Source organism: Klebsiella planticola (genome assembly GCF_000783935.2).
Classification (GTDB): domain Bacteria; phylum Pseudomonadota; class Gammaproteobacteria; order Enterobacterales; family Enterobacteriaceae; genus Klebsiella; species Klebsiella planticola.
In genome coordinates this window covers 3,264,219-3,278,564 of record NZ_CP026047.1, presented here as the reverse complement: position 1 = coordinate 3,278,564, position 14,346 = coordinate 3,264,219, and the positions used below count along the sequence as shown (strand labels likewise).

Annotated in this window: 17 protein-coding genes; 13 read left to right on the top strand and 4 right to left on the bottom strand. The window is 54.4% G+C overall.

The annotated features are described in order from the left end of the window. Positions 1–79: 79 nt before the first annotated feature. The 11 genes from MC50_RS15800 (at position 80) to lipA (ending at position 9,786) form a co-directional block, all read left to right on the top strand. Positions 80–709 carry an adenosylcobalamin/alpha-ribazole phosphatase gene (locus MC50_RS15800; protein ID WP_032688880.1) on the top strand — a complete coding sequence of 210 codons (630 nt, stop codon included), beginning with the start codon at positions 80–82 and terminating at the stop codon, positions 707–709. Positions 710–930: 221 nt separating this feature from the next. Further along, positions 931–1,248, top strand: coding sequence for a ribosome silencing factor (gene rsfS / locus MC50_RS15790; protein WP_004859547.1), 318 nt, complete (start codon positions 931–933; stop codon positions 1,246–1,248). A 3-nt stretch (positions 1,249–1,251) separates the two neighbouring features. Then, the gene (gene rlmH, locus MC50_RS15785; protein WP_015584895.1) at positions 1,252–1,719 is read left to right on the top strand and encodes a 23S rRNA (pseudouridine(1915)-N(3))-methyltransferase RlmH; all 468 of its coding nucleotides are present in this window, start codon (positions 1,252–1,254) and stop codon (positions 1,717–1,719) included. Between the two features lie 27 nt (positions 1,720–1,746). Further along, entirely contained in the window at positions 1,747–3,648 is a 1,902-nt protein-coding gene (mrdA, locus tag MC50_RS15780) for a peptidoglycan DD-transpeptidase MrdA (RefSeq protein WP_004859539.1), read from the top strand. Continuing rightward, on the top strand, positions 3,648–4,760 hold the full coding sequence (mrdB, locus tag MC50_RS15775; RefSeq protein WP_004859537.1) for a peptidoglycan glycosyltransferase MrdB: 1,113 nt from the start codon (positions 3,648–3,650) through the stop codon (positions 4,758–4,760). Before mrdA ends, mrdB begins: the two co-directional genes overlap by 1 nt. 10 nt (positions 4,761–4,770) lie before the next feature. Further along, entirely contained in the window at positions 4,771–5,889 is a 1,119-nt protein-coding gene (gene rlpA / locus MC50_RS15770; RefSeq protein ID WP_032688882.1) for an endolytic peptidoglycan transglycosylase RlpA, read from the top strand. Between the two features lie 143 nt (positions 5,890–6,032). Continuing rightward, a complete protein-coding gene (gene dacA / locus MC50_RS15765; protein ID WP_015584896.1) occupies positions 6,033–7,232 on the top strand; it encodes a D-alanyl-D-alanine carboxypeptidase DacA in 1,200 nt (399 codons plus the stop codon). 114 nt (positions 7,233–7,346) lie between these two features. Then, a complete protein-coding gene (gene ybeD, locus MC50_RS15760; RefSeq protein WP_004859527.1) occupies positions 7,347–7,610 on the top strand; it encodes a DUF493 family protein YbeD in 264 nt (87 codons plus the stop codon). Positions 7,611–7,708: 98 nt separating this feature from the next. Next, complete coding sequence (gene lipB, locus MC50_RS15755; RefSeq protein WP_032688884.1) at positions 7,709–8,353, top strand: lipoyl(octanoyl) transferase LipB; 645 nt, start codon at positions 7,709–7,711, stop codon at positions 8,351–8,353. Between the two features lie 99 nt (positions 8,354–8,452). Then, positions 8,453–8,641 carry a hypothetical protein gene (locus tag MC50_RS15750; protein WP_174977722.1) on the top strand — a complete coding sequence of 63 codons (189 nt, stop codon included), beginning with the start codon at positions 8,453–8,455 and terminating at the stop codon, positions 8,639–8,641. Positions 8,642–8,820: 179 nt separating this feature from the next. Next, entirely contained in the window at positions 8,821–9,786 is a 966-nt protein-coding gene (lipA, locus tag MC50_RS15740; protein ID WP_004859521.1) for a lipoyl synthase, read from the top strand. Between the two features lie 227 nt (positions 9,787–10,013). On the opposite strand, the gene tatE is transcribed toward lipA, so the two are convergent. Beyond that, on the bottom strand, positions 10,014–10,220 hold the full coding sequence (tatE, locus tag MC50_RS15735) for a twin-arginine translocase subunit TatE (RefSeq protein ID WP_004859519.1): 207 nt from the start codon (positions 10,218–10,220) through the stop codon (positions 10,014–10,016). A gap of 127 nt (positions 10,221–10,347) precedes the next feature. Continuing rightward, positions 10,348–11,136, bottom strand: coding sequence for a deaminated glutathione amidase (locus MC50_RS15730; protein ID WP_032688887.1), 789 nt, complete (start codon positions 11,134–11,136; stop codon positions 10,348–10,350). A 90-nt stretch (positions 11,137–11,226) separates the two neighbouring features. On the opposite strand from MC50_RS15730, the gene crcB reads away from it, so the two are divergent. Next, a complete protein-coding gene (gene crcB, locus MC50_RS15725) occupies positions 11,227–11,610 on the top strand; it encodes a fluoride efflux transporter CrcB (RefSeq protein WP_004859513.1) in 384 nt (127 codons plus the stop codon). Positions 11,611–11,667: 57 nt separating this feature from the next. Here crcB and cspE read toward each other — a convergent pair whose 3' ends face one another. Further along, positions 11,668–11,877 (bottom strand): transcription antiterminator/RNA stability regulator CspE, encoded by a 210-nt coding sequence (gene cspE / locus MC50_RS15720; protein ID WP_004859511.1) that lies wholly within the window; start codon positions 11,875–11,877, stop codon positions 11,668–11,670. 195 nt (positions 11,878–12,072) lie between these two features. Next, complete coding sequence (gene pagP / locus MC50_RS15715) at positions 12,073–12,648, bottom strand: lipid IV(A) palmitoyltransferase PagP (RefSeq protein WP_032688888.1); 576 nt, start codon at positions 12,646–12,648, stop codon at positions 12,073–12,075. A 291-nt stretch (positions 12,649–12,939) separates the two neighbouring features. On the opposite strand from pagP, the gene dcuC reads away from it, so the two are divergent. Continuing rightward, a complete protein-coding gene (gene dcuC / locus MC50_RS15710; protein ID WP_032688890.1) occupies positions 12,940–14,310 on the top strand; it encodes an anaerobic C4-dicarboxylate transporter DcuC in 1,371 nt (456 codons plus the stop codon). The last annotated feature ends 36 nt before the right edge of the window (positions 14,311–14,346 follow it).

Below are 14,346 nucleotides of genomic sequence, written 5' to 3'. Positions count from 1 at the left end.
TGACGCCGGATGCGATAGCAGAGCGCCGATTCGCTTATACTCTCCCCATCCCTTGACGATGTCAGAAGGCGTATATTCAGTGAAATTATGGTTAGTTCGACATGGTGAAACTGAGGCCAATGTTGCCGGCCTTTACAGCGGACACGCTCCGACCCCGCTAACCGAGCGCGGCATGATGCAGGCGCAAACACTCGGCCAGCTGCTGCAGGCGGTGGCGTTCGATCGCGTGCTTTGCAGTGAGCTGGAACGCACCCACATCACCGCCGACCTGCTGCTCGGCACACGGAATATCCCCCGGCAGATTGTCCCCGAACTCAACGAGATGTTTTTTGGCGACTGGGAAATGCGCCATCATCGGGACTTACGGCTCGAAGACGCCGAAAACTATGCCGCCTGGTGCGCGGACTGGCAGCATGCGGCGCCCACCAACGGCGAAAGTTTTCAGCACTTCACCCATCGCGTCCGTACGTTTGCGGAGAAGCTGACGCACCATCCGCAGCCAGACCATCTGCTGATCGTGGGCCATAAAGGTGGACTGAGTCTGCTCATCGCGCTGTTGCTGAAGCTGCCGGCGGAAGCCATGTGGCATTTTCCCGTCGCCCATGGCACATGGAGTGAACTCGAACTGCACGCTGATTTTGCCACGCTGCGGGTATTAAATAGCCAGGCGCGCTGGCAGAAGGAACAAGAATTCCGTGCAGACCATTGACAGGTCAGAGCAGGCTGTTATTCTCCGCAGCCTGGACGTATCGGCTAAACGATGTTTCCAGAAATTGTTTTACAAAAATGGCGATGCAATCACGGGCGATGGATGGGATGATAGCCGCCGCCATCGCTTGCTGACCGACATTTATCCCGACTTTTCGACGAGTTCAGGTATACTGTCAGGCTGTTTATTATTATCAATCTTCACTCACCCAGGGGGAACTCTTGCAGGGTAAAGCACTCCAGGATTTTGTTATCGACAAAATTGATGACCTGAAAGGTCAGGACATCGTTGCCATTGACGTTCATGGCAAATCCAGCATTACAGATTGCATGATTATTTGCACCGGCACCTCTACGCGCCATGTAATGTCCATCGCCGACCACGTAGTACAAGAGTCTCGCGCCGCAGGCATGCTGCCGCTTGGCGTTGAAGGTGAAAGCGCCGCCGACTGGATTGTTGTCGATCTTGGCGACGTCATGGTTCACGTGATGCAGGAAGAGAGCCGTCGTCTGTACGAGCTGGAAAAACTCTGGAGTTAATGCGTGAAGCTGCAGCTGGTGGCCGTTGGCACCAAAATGCCGGACTGGGTTCAGACCGGCTTTAGTGAATATTTGCGCCGTTTTCCAAAAGATATGCCGTTCGAGCTGCTGGAAATCCCTGCCGGTAAACGCGGTAAAAATGCCGACATCAAACGAATCCTCGACAAAGAAGGGGAAATGATGCTGGCAGCGGCAGGTAAAAATCGCATCGTGACCCTGGATATTCCGGGAAAACCGTGGGATACGCCGCAGCTGGCACGAGAGCTGGAGCGCTGGAAACAGGATGGCCGCGACGTCAGCCTGCTCATCGGCGGTCCCGAGGGGCTCTCTCCGGCTTGTAAAGCAGCAGCGGAACAGAGTTGGTCGCTCTCCACCCTCACGTTGCCTCACCCGCTGGTACGCGTACTGGTCGCTGAGAGCCTGTATCGTGCGTGGAGTATTACCACCAACCACCCTTACCACCGTGAATAATGATGACCAGGGTAGACTAAGCAGCGAATGAAATTACAGAATTCTTTCCGCGACTATACGGCTGAATCCTCGCTGTTCGTGCGCCGGGCGCTGGTCGCTTTTTTGGGGATTTTGCTGCTTACCGGCATACTGGTTGCCAATCTTTATAACGTGCAGATTGTTCGCTACACCGACTATCAAACGCGTTCCAACGAAAACCGTATCAAGCTGGTTCCCATTCCGCCCAGTCGCGGCATTATCTATGACCGCAACGGTACGCCGCTGGCGCTGAACCGCACCATCTACCAGTTGGAGATGATGCCGGAGAAAGTCGATAACGTGCAGCAAACGCTGGATGCGTTACGCGACGTCATCGATCTGACCGATGATGACATTGCAAACTTCAAGAAAGAACGCTCGCGTTCCCATCGCTTCACCTCGATTCCCGTCAAGGTCAACCTGAGCGAAGTCCAGGTGGCTCGGTTTGCGGTTAACCAGTACCGCTTCCCCGGTGTCGAAGTGAAAGGCTATAAACGCCGCTACTACCCCTATAATTCCGCGCTGACCCACGTTATCGGCTACGTCTCGAAAATTAACGATAAAGACGTCGATCGCCTCGATAAAGAGGGCAAGCTGGCCAACTATGCCTCCACGCATGACATTGGCAAGCTGGGAATCGAGCGCTATTACGAAGACGTACTGCACGGTCAGACCGGCTATGAAGAGGTTGAGGTCAATAACCGCGGCCGCGTCATTCGCCAGCTCAAAGAGGTGCCGCCGCAGGCCGGGCGCGATATCTATTTGACCCTCGATCTCAAACTTCAGCAGTACATTGAGACCCTGCTCGCCGGCAGCCGCGCTGCCGTGGTCGTCACCGACCCACGTACCGGCAGCATACTCGCGCTGGTCTCCACGCCGAGCTACGACCCGAACCTGTTTGTGGACGGCATATCCAGTAAAGACTACTCCGCCCTGCTGAACGACCCGAATACTCCGCTGGTCAATCGCGCGACCCAGGGGGTCTACCCGCCGGCGTCGACGGTCAAGCCTTATGTCGCCGTATCGGCCCTCAGCGCGAACGTCATCACCCGCAATACCAGCCTGTTCGACCCGGGTTGGTGGCAGCTGCCGGGCTCTGACAAACGCTACCGCGACTGGAAAAAATGGGGCCACGGGCACCTGAATGTGACCAAAGCGCTCGAAGAGTCTGCGGATACCTACTTCTATCAGGTCGCCTATGATATGGGGATCGACCGCCTCTCTGAATGGATGAGCAAATTCGGTTACGGCCACTATACCGGTATCGATCTGTCGGAAGAGCGTTCCGGGAATATGCCGACCCGCGAATGGAAGCTGAAACGCTTTAAGAAGCCCTGGTATCAGGGTGACACCATCCCGGTCGGCATCGGCCAGGGCTACTGGACCGCAACGCCGATTCAGATGAACAAAGCGCTGATGATCCTGATAAACGACGGTCTGGTGAAAGTGCCGCATCTGCTGCAAAGCACCGTCGAAGATGGTAAGCAGGTTCCCTGGGTTCAACCGCACGAGCCGCCGGTCGGCGATATTCACTCCGGCTTCTGGGAAATCGCCAAGGACGGGATGTTCGGCGTCGCCAACCGTGGCAACGGGACCGCGCATAAATACTTCGCCAGCGCGCCGTATAAAATTGCGGCGAAATCCGGTACGGCCCAGGTGTTTGGTCTGAAAGCCAATGAAACCTATAACGCGCACCGAATCGCAGAACGTCTGCGTGACCATAAACTCATGACGGCGTTTGCCCCTTATAACAATCCCCAGGTTGCTGTTGCCATCATTCTTGAGAACGGCGGCGCTGGCCCGGCGGTCGGCACGATTATGCGCCAGATTCTCGACCACATTATGCTGGGTGATAACAACACAAACCTGCCGAGTGAGAACCCGGCGGTCACGGCGGGTGAGGATCAATAATGACCGATAATCCGAATAAAAAATCACTATGGGATAAAATCCATCTCGATCCGACCATGGTGCTGATTCTGCTGGCGCTGCTGACCTACAGCGCGCTGGTTATCTGGAGCGCCAGCGGCCAGGACATCGGGATGATGGAGCGCAAAATAGGCCAGATCGCCATGGGCGTGGTGATCATGATCGTGATGGCGCAAATCCCGCCGCGGGTGTATGAAGGCTGGGCGCCCTATCTCTATATCTTCTGTATCATTTTGCTGGTGGCGGTTGACGCTTTCGGCGCGATTTCCAAAGGCGCCCAGCGCTGGCTGGATCTTGGCGTCGTGCGCTTTCAGCCGTCGGAAATTGCCAAAATCGCCGTCCCGCTGATGGTCGCGCGCTTTATCAACCGCGACGTTTGCCCACCCTCGCTGAAGAATACCGCCATTGCGCTGGTGCTGATTTTCCTGCCAACCCTGCTGGTTGCCGCCCAGCCCGACCTCGGGACATCGATTCTGATTGCGTTATCTGGCCTGTTCGTGCTGTTCCTTTCCGGGCTGAGCTGGCGTCTTATCGGCGTGGCGGTGGTGCTGGTTGCGGCGTTTATTCCGATTTTATGGTTCTTCCTGATGCATGATTATCAGCGTCAGCGCGTCATGATGTTGCTCGATCCGGAGACCGATCCGCTGGGCGCCGGCTATCATATTATCCAGTCGAAAATCGCCATTGGCTCCGGCGGATTACGCGGTAAAGGCTGGCTGCACGGCACCCAGTCGCAGCTGGAATTCCTGCCGGAACGCCATACCGACTTTATCTTTGCGGTCCTGGCAGAAGAGCTCGGCCTGATTGGCGTGCTGATTCTGCTGGCGCTCTATATTTTGCTCATCATGCGCGGGCTGTGGATCGCCGCCCAGGCGCAGACCACCTTCGGTCGCGTGATGGCCGGTGGTTTAATGTTGATTTTATTCGTTTATGTCTTCGTAAATATTGGTATGGTGAGTGGTATTTTACCAGTGGTGGGGGTACCGTTGCCGCTGGTCAGCTACGGGGGCTCAGCCCTGATCGTATTGATGGCCGGGTTTGGTATCGTGATGTCGATCCACACCCACAGAAAAATGTTGTCGAAAAGCGTTTAAGGGGTTCGCGATGCGTAAGCAATGGCTGGGGATCTGCATAGCAGCGGGGCTGCTGGCGGCATGTTCGGGTGAAGACGTGCAACAGAAGACGGTCAGCACTCCACAGCCGGCCGTCTGTAATGGCCCAAGCGTGGAAATCAGCGGCGCCGATCCGCATTATGAGACGCCAAATGCCACGGCGAATCAGGATTACGAGCGCGATGGTAAAAGTTATAAAATCGTCCAGGATCCGTCTAACTTTACTCAGACCGGTCTGGCCGCCATTTATGATGCGGAACCCAACAGCAACCTGACGGCATCCGGCGAAGCCTTCGACCCGACGCAGCTTACCGCAGCGCACCCGACGCTGCCGATTCCAAGCTACGTGCGCGTGACGAACGTGGCGAATGGCCGCATGATCGTCGTGCGCATTAACGATCGCGGCCCGTACGGCACCGATCGCGTGATTTCGCTTTCTCGCGCCTCTGCCGATCGCCTGAACACCTCCAATAACACCAAAGTGCGTATCGATCCGATCATCGTCGCAGCGGACGGGTCGCTTTCCGGCCCGGGTATGGCCTGTACTACCGTCGCCAAACAAACCTATGCGCTACCTGCCCGTCCGGATCTTGACGGCGGCGCGGGTGTTTCCAGCGAACCGACGGCGCAAACCGACGTTCGCCCGATCAGCAATGCCACGCTGAAACCGGAAGACAACGTTGGCGCCCCGGTGAACAGCAGCGGCTTCCTTGGCGCGCCGACGCCCCTGAATAGCGGCGTGCTGGAAAGCAGCGAGCCTGCGGTGCAGACTGCTACCCAAAGCGCGCCGGTTACCGCGCCTGGTTCTGTACAAGGCAGCGTCACGCCGGCAGCGCCGGCGGCTGCTGCGACCGCGGCTGTCGCCGCCTCTTCGGCAAGCGCCAGCGGCGATTTTGTCGTCCAGGTCGGTGCCGTCAGCGATCGGGCCCGCGCGCAGCAATATCAGCAGCGTCTGAGCCAGCAGTTTTCCGTGCCTGGCCGCGTCGTGCAGAACGGCGCAGTGTGGCGCATTCAGCTCGGGCCGTTCGCCAGTAAATCGCAGGCCAGCACGGTACAACAGCGCCTGCAAAGCGAAGCTCAGCTGCAATCATTTATTACTCACGCCAACTAAACAGCCAGGGTCGTGGTCCGTACTGTGATGCGCATGAAAAAGTCATTAACAAAGTCATGCGCAATGTCGGATGCCGGTCCACAGAGCATTTGTTATAGTAAGGCACTTTTTTTAACTCCATCACGGATGCCGTTGTTCTGACCATGAAGACCTCTTTCACCGCACGTTTACTCGTTACGGCCCTCTCCGTTGCAGCGCTCTCCTCCGCTGCCCACGCCGATGACCTGAATCTCAAAACCATGATCCCAGGCGCGCCGCAGATTGATGCCGAATCCTGGATTCTTATTGATTACAATTCGGGCAAAGTGCTGGCGGAGAATAACGCTGATTCCCGCCGTGACCCGGCGAGTCTGACCAAAATGATGACCAGCTACGTCATCGGTCAGGCCATGAAAGCGGGAAAATTTAAAGAAACCGACCTGGTGACGGTGGGTAACGATGCGTGGGCAACCGGTAACCCGGTGTTTAAAGGCTCTTCACTGATGTTCCTCAAGCCGGGTATGCAGGTTCCGGTTTCTCAGCTGATCCGCGGCATCAACCTGCAGTCAGGTAACGATGCCTGCGTCGCCATGGCCGACTATGTTGCTGGCAGCCAGGATGCCTTCGTCAGCCTGATGAACAGCTACGTCAATGCGCTGGGCCTGAAAAACAGCCACTTCCAGACCGTTCACGGCCTCGATGCCGACGGCCAGTACAGCTCTGCGCGCGATATGGCCCTGATTGGCCAGGCGCTGATCCGCGATGTACCGAACGAATACACCATCTATAAAGAAAAAGAGTTCACCTTTAACGGCATTCGTCAGCTGAACCGTAATGGTTTGCTGTGGGATAACAGCCTGAACGTCGACGGGATTAAAACCGGGCATACCGACAAAGCGGGCTATAACCTCGTGGCCTCGGCGACCGAAGGCCAGATGCGTCTGATCTCCGCCGTCATGGGCGGCCGCACCTATAAAGGTCGCGAATCCGAAAGCAAAAAGCTGCTGACCTGGGGCTTCCGCTTCTTCGAAACCGTCAATCCGCTAAAAGCCGGGAAAGAGTTCTCTTCTGAACCGGCCTGGTTTGGCGACAGCGATCGCGCTTCGCTGGGTGTCGATAAAGACGTTTATCTGACTATCCCTCGTGGCCGCATGAAAGATCTGAAAGCCAGCTATGTGCTGAACAATACCGAACTGCACGCCCCGCTGCAGAAAAACCAGGTTGTCGGCACCATTAACTTCCAGCTGGATGGTAAAACCATCGATCAGCGCCCTCTGGTGGTCCTGCAAGAAATTCCTGAAGGCAATTTCTTCGGAAAAATGATTGATTACATCAAGTTAATGTTCCACCACTGGTTTGGTTAAAAATCGAACGCTTGAAAGTGTGATTTACATCCCCATATACTAATCATCAAAGTAACCTGATAACTCCCACGCTTCGTGGGAGTTATTATTTTTTGTCGTAACACCGGAGCTGACATGAAAACCAAACTTAACGAACTGCTTGAATTCCCTACTCCATTTACTTACAAAGTAATGGGGCAGGCGTTGCCTGAGCTGGTTGATCAGGTGGTGGAAGTGGTACAGCGCCATGCGCCGGGTGATTACTCTCCACAGGTAAAACCGAGCAGCAAAGGGAACTACCACTCAGTTTCTATCACCATCAACGCAACCCATATCGAGCAGGTCGAAACCCTGTACGAAGAGCTGGGCAATATCGATATCGTCCGGATGGTGCTGTAACCCATTCCCAGACCCGGTCCTGCGCCGGGTCATCTCTCCCCGCTGTGCTGTGATATACTCCCCCCTCAAGTCACTTCTCTCTCTGCGGAGACGTTGTTTTGCAGCATAACAAAATCCTTATCCGTCAACTTGGCCTGCAACCTTACGAACCGGTCTCGCAGGCGATGCATGAATTTACCGATACCCGCGACGACAGCACGCTGGACGAAATCTGGCTGGTAGAACACCCTCCGGTCTTTACTCAAGGCCAGGCGGGAAAAGCCGAACACGTGCTGGTTCCGGGAGATATTCCGGTCATTCAAAGCGATCGCGGCGGCCAGGTGACCTACCACGGGCCAGGGCAACAGGTGATGTATGTTCTGCTGAACCTCAAGCGCCGGAAACTGGGCGTGCGCGAACTGGTGACACTGCTGGAACAGACCGTGGTTAATACGCTGGCGGAATACGCGATTGAATCACATCCACGCGCCGATGCGCCCGGTGTCTATGTCGGCGAGCAAAAAATCTGCTCTCTGGGTTTGCGTATCCGGAAAGGTTGTTCGTTTCACGGGCTGGCGCTGAATATTGCGATGGACCTGTCGCCGTTCCTGCGGATCAACCCCTGCGGCTATGCCGGAATGGAGATGGCCCAAATGCGCCAGTGGCAGCCGGATATTCAACCGCAGATGGTGGCGCCTCATCTGGTAGCCAACCTGCTGGCCCTACTCGGTAACCCGCCTCACGAGATGATTGCCGCCGCTTAACTCCCGCCGGCTCGCGCCCCTGTCACAGGGGCGCGACATCCGCATTATCGCGAGTTAAGCCCTTATCTCTGCAATTAAATGTCATGCGCGGCGCCGCTGGTGAGCCAAAGCGATATGTTCGGGCTGATGCCGGAGCGGATGTTTTCTTTACTGGCGCGAACGGGGTCGCTGGCAAGGCTCGAGACGCTGAATGACCCGAAGAGCGCATTGAGATGTTACCGGCTTAATGCGCAGGAACCGTTGCTGAATCAGGTCATCGCGGTGGTTTGCCAGTCGTTTAAACAATAAAGCACGTGAGGATAAGCATAAAACAACAACTATTTTACAATTTGCCGAACAGGTAGGCTGCTTTCTGTCCCATATCAATGGTATACTGCCTGTCCTTAATTCAAAAATAGTTGATAATTACAACATTTCCTTGAATTGATTCGCTTTCCTTCGTGACTCGCAACTGGAACACGCACGCTATGAGTAAACCCATTGTGATGGAACGCGGTGTTAAGTACCGCGACGCCGATAAAATGGCCCTTATCCCGGTGAAAAACGTGGCAACTGAGCGTGAAGCTCTGCTCAGAAAACCGGAATGGATGAAAATCAAACTTCCGGCTGACTCGTCCCGTATCCAGGGAATCAAAGCAGCGATGCGTAAGAACGGTTTGCACTCCGTGTGCGAAGAAGCTTCTTGCCCAAACCTTGCGGAATGCTTCAACCACGGAACGGCCACCTTTATGATCCTCGGCGCGATTTGTACCCGCCGCTGCCCGTTCTGTGACGTTGCGCACGGTCGTCCGGTGACCCCGGATGCCAACGAACCGCAGAAACTCGCGCAAACTATCGCCGATATGGGCCTGCGTTACGTCGTCGTGACCTCCGTTGACCGCGACGATCTTCGCGACGGCGGCGCTCAGCACTTTGCCGATTGCATCAGCGCTATTCGTGAGAAAAACCCGACAATAAAGATTGAGACCCTGGTCCCTGACTTCCGTGGCCGTATGGATCGCGCGCTGGATATCCTCACGGTGACTCCGCCGGATGTGTTTAACCACAACCTGGAAAACGTGCCGCGTCTGTATCGTCAGGTTCGCCCGGGCGCCGACTATAACTGGTCGCTGAAGCTGCTGGAGCGCTTTAAAGAAGCGCATCCGGAGATCCCGACTAAATCAGGTTTGATGGTCGGTCTCGGCGAGACCAACGAAGAGATCATCGAAGTTATGCGCGACCTGCGTCGCCATGGCGTGACCATGCTCACCCTGGGCCAGTATCTGCAGCCAAGCCGCCATCACCTGCCGGTTCAGCGCTACGTTAGCCCGGACGAGTTTGAAGAGATGAAAGCCGAAGCGATGGCGATGGGCTTCACCCACGCCGCCTGCGGTCCGTTCGTTCGTTCGTCTTATCATGCCGACCTGCAAGCCAAAGGGATGGAAGTGAAGTAAAACTCACTACCCGGCAATCGCCGCGTGGACGCTTTCGCGCGGCGATCTGTTTTTACCCCGCCCGTCTGACGTTTCCCTGACCACTGGTAACAACTGGTTGCATTTTTTCCGCATCTTCGCGAACAAGCAATAAAAAGAGGCCGCAACGCTTATCGCTGCAGCCTCTTCAACGTCCAGACTTTCGCCTGTCGGTTACGCCCTCCCGCTGTCGGGGAACGCGCCTTTAATTACTCTTTATGAGAGAGCTTTTGTGCCGGAGCGTCTTCTTCCGCACTGGTTTTCTTTGCGCTATCGTCATCGTCGTTCATGGCTTTCTTGAAGCCTTTGATAGCGGAACCCAGGTCTCCACCCAGCGTACGTAATTTTTTGGTACCAAACACTAAAATAATCAGTGCTGCGACAACCAGCAGTTTGGTAATACTAATCTCACCCATAGCTAACCTTCTTCTCTAAAACAAGCTGCGAATACGCCATCATACACGCGAACAATTAACGGCTATTTGACGCGCGGACACAATAGCAATCTGTAACAAGGTGAATCAAGCCTTGTTTAAAAAAACATCACAATAATTGCGGTGGCGCAAAGCGGCGGTTTTTCAGCACCGGCAAACGCTCGCGAACCTGGCGCAGCGACGCTGTCGAAATGTCGGCAGTAATCATCTGCGGCCCGTCCCCTGCCCCCGCCATTATCGTTCCCATCGGGTCGATAATGCGGCTCTGACCAATATTGCGGGTTCCGCATTCACCTGCCGCCACAATATAGCAGGTCGTATCCAGAGCCCTGGCCGCCAATAGCGTGGCCCAATGATACTCCTTCATCGGCCCTTTTACCCACGCGGTGGGTAAAACCAGCACTTCAGCACCGTTAAGTGCCAGCGTTAACGCCAGTTCAGGAAAGCGTAAATCGTAACAGGTCATCAGGCCCACGCGCACCCCGTCGACATCAATCAGCGGCGGGATCTGTTGCCCGGCATCAACAAGTCGCGACTCCTGCATCGCAAACGCGTCATACAAATGGAGCTTCTGATATTGGGCAATAACCTCGCCCTGGCGTATTGCCACCAGCGTATTCGTCGCTCGCCCCTCACCCGAAGGCACATGCAGCGTCAGCACCGTGGTTAAACTATAATTCCGGCTTTCATCACGCAACAGCTGCAGAAAACCGCCATCAATCTCCTGCGCCGACTTTACCGAGAGATCCGGATCGCTGTCGTCGCGCGCCAGCAACGCTTCCGGTAATACCAGCAATGATACTCCCTGCCCGGCCGCCTGGTTCATCAACGCCACGCAGGTACGCGCATTGACTCGCCAGTCCGCCGTAACGGCAAATTGTCCCGCAGCAACCCGCATTCTCTTCTCCCGTCAGGTATTTCGTAGCCAGCGACGTATTTGACGCGCTACACTCAAACCCCTGTATTAACCAAATAGCAGGGAATGAGAGTGTCACAACTACTTTTAGCCGTTTTTGTTGGTGGCGGTACCGGCAGCGTATTGCGCTGGTGGCTTGGAATGAAGTTCAATCCAATGCATCACGCTATTCCCATCGGCACACTCGCGGCAAACCTGCTGGGCGCATTCATCATTGGCGCCGGGCTGGCATGGTTTAACCGCCTGACAAACATTGACCCAATGTGGAAACTGCTGATCACGACCGGATTTTGCGGCGGGCTGACGACGTTTTCAACCTTCTCATCGGAGGTCGTTTTCCTGCTGCAACAGGGCCGTTTCAGCTGGGCGCTGCTGAATATTCTGGTCAATCTGTTAGGCTCATTCGCCATGACGGCAACGGCATTCTGGCTCTTTTCCCACGCAGCCAGTCGCTAACGGCAGGCAAAAAAAAACCCGCGTTTAGCGGGTTTTTATATTCTACTGACGCAATGCTTAGATAGCGTTTACGTTTGCAGCAGAAGGGCCTTTGGCACCGTTAGTGATTTCGAACTCTACGCGCTGACCTTCAGCCAGAGTTTTGAAACCGTTGGACTGGATTGCAGAGAAATGTACGAATACATCTTTGCTGCCATCTTCCGGAGTAATGAAACCGAATCCTTTGGATTCATTAAACCACTTAACGTTACCTTTAATCTTAGACATCAAAATTACCTTTATATGAAAAAACGACACTGATACTGTGTCGGACACCAGTACATCAATTGTGATGCCTTTTGTCCAGTGCAACTTTATTAAAAAGTGACAAATATCGCTATCTTTTTTAGGAGGTCACGCCTTAGTTGTTGTTTTTTCACGGGACAAACGACTTAGCTCATTTGTTGCTAAGTTATGCCGGTTCTAAAACTGAAAACGGGCCCAGGCAAAGTAGACGTTACCGTTGTTGTAGGTCCCGGGGATATAGGTCATCTGGAAGGTTGCAGGACCATAACCAATGGATGCCAGTGGCAAAATGACCGGAATGGGAATGTAATTCCAGTTATCTCGCGCCGTCACGCCCAGCGTGTACCCCAGACCAAGATGAAAATTGTCGTCTGCTAACGGACGCCAGGTTTTCTCCCAGCCATAGCCGCCAATCGGCTCCCATTTGTTAAAAGAGTCCTTAAAAGCCATCAGGTACAGGCCATGCCAGTTACCTTTATCATCCCAGCGCGAAACCCCGAATCCAGCCCCCCACGGACGCTCGTTATACCCATCGGTCTTTTCTTTGTCATAGGCAAAGCGGGCATGCCAGGTAATCGCGGGAACATACAGATCGTAGTGTTCAGGTTCCTGCCAGGTTTGCACGACGTTATCACTTAAGGTGTTATACCCATCGCGAATCGTCGACGTAAACGACGCGTTAGCCGCGCCACAAGAGAGCATTAACCCCAAAAAACCAAGAAAAAACAATACGAAATGACGTTGTCTCAACACTTATCTCTTACCAATATCGATTTTAAAGCGCAATAAGTTAACAAGTATAATCTTAATATTACCTTAACGAAATTAGGTAAGTTTCTGATTTATGATCGGAAAAACAGCAACCTTTTCACCTTGTCGTTTTGTGATAGCGGCCGCCCCTCCGCTGATGATTGCAGGGTTCTCATCGGTTTATTGATTTGCGTCAGCATGTTTCGCCCATTAATTAGGCACATTCGCTCACTTAATTTTCTCTTCACTTTATTTATTAGCAGATTCTTTGGGTAAAAGGCTTAGGGGTAAAAAATGCTTACGCTAGTTGAGATCCTGATCGGGGTTGTGGTCATTGTGGGTGTTGCCCGCTATATCATAAAAGGGTATTCCGCCACCGGCGTGCTGTTCGTCGGCGGTTTGGCGTTACTCATCGTCAGCGCGTTGATGGGGCACAAAATTTTACCCGGCGATACGAAAAGCACGGGGTATTCCGCGACCGATATCATCGAATACGTCAAAATCCTCCTGATGAGCCGCGGCGGCGATTTGGGCATGATGATTATGATGCTCTGCGGCTTCGCCACCTATATGACCCATATTGGCGCTAACGATATGGTGGTAAAGCTGGCCTCAAAGCCGCTGCGCTATATTAACTCCCCCTATCTGCTGATGATCGCCGCCTATTTCGTGGCCTGTCTGATGTCGCTGGCCGTCTCCTCGGCAACCGGTCTGGGCGTTCTGCTGATGGCCACGCTGTTCCCGGTGATGGTGAACGTCGGTATCAGCCGCGGCGCCGCGGCGGCAATTTGTGCCTCGCCGGCCGCGATTATCCTCTCTCCGACCTCCGGCGACGTGGTGCTGGCCGCCAAAGCCGCAGAAATGCCGCTCATCGACTTCGCGTTTAAAACCACGCTGCCGATCTCCATCGTCGCGATTATCAGCATGGCCATTGCCCACTACTTCTGGCAGCGCTATCTGGATAAAAAAGAGAATGTCGTTCACGAAATGCTTGATGTGAATGAGATCACCACTACCGCCCCCTCCTTCTACGCCCTTCTGCCCTTTACGCCGATTATCGGCGTACTGATTTTCGACGGGAAATGGGGCCCGGAGCTGCATATTATTGCCATCCTCGTACTCTGCATGCTGCTGGCGGCCGTGCTGGAGTTCGTTCGCGGCTTTAATACCAAAAATGTTTTCGCCGGACTGGAAGTCGCCTACCGCGGCATGGCCGATGCTTTCGCCGGCGTCGTCATGCTGTTAGTGGCCGCAGGCGTCTTTGCTCAGGGCCTGAGCACCATTGGCTTTATCAATAGCCTGATCTCAATCGCCACATCATTTGGCTCGGCGAGCATCATTTTAATGCTGGTGTTGGTGATTCTGACCATGCTGGCGGCAATGACCACCGGTTCCGGTAATGCGCCGTTTTACGCCTTCGTCGAGATGATCCCGAAATTAGCCCACTCTTCAGGCATCAACCCGGCCTATTTGTCCATTCCTATGCTACAGGCTTCAAACCTGGGTCGGACTATTTCGCCGGTCTCTGGCGTGGTGGTAGCCGTTGCCGGGATGGCCAAAATCTCCCCCTTTGAAGTAGTGAAACGGACCTCTGTTCCGGTTATCGTCGGTCTGCTGGTGGTGATTATCGCCACCGAAGTTCTGGTGCCCGGTAGCGCACTTTAATAAACGCGAAAAGGCGCCAGCAGGCGCCTTTTTTAT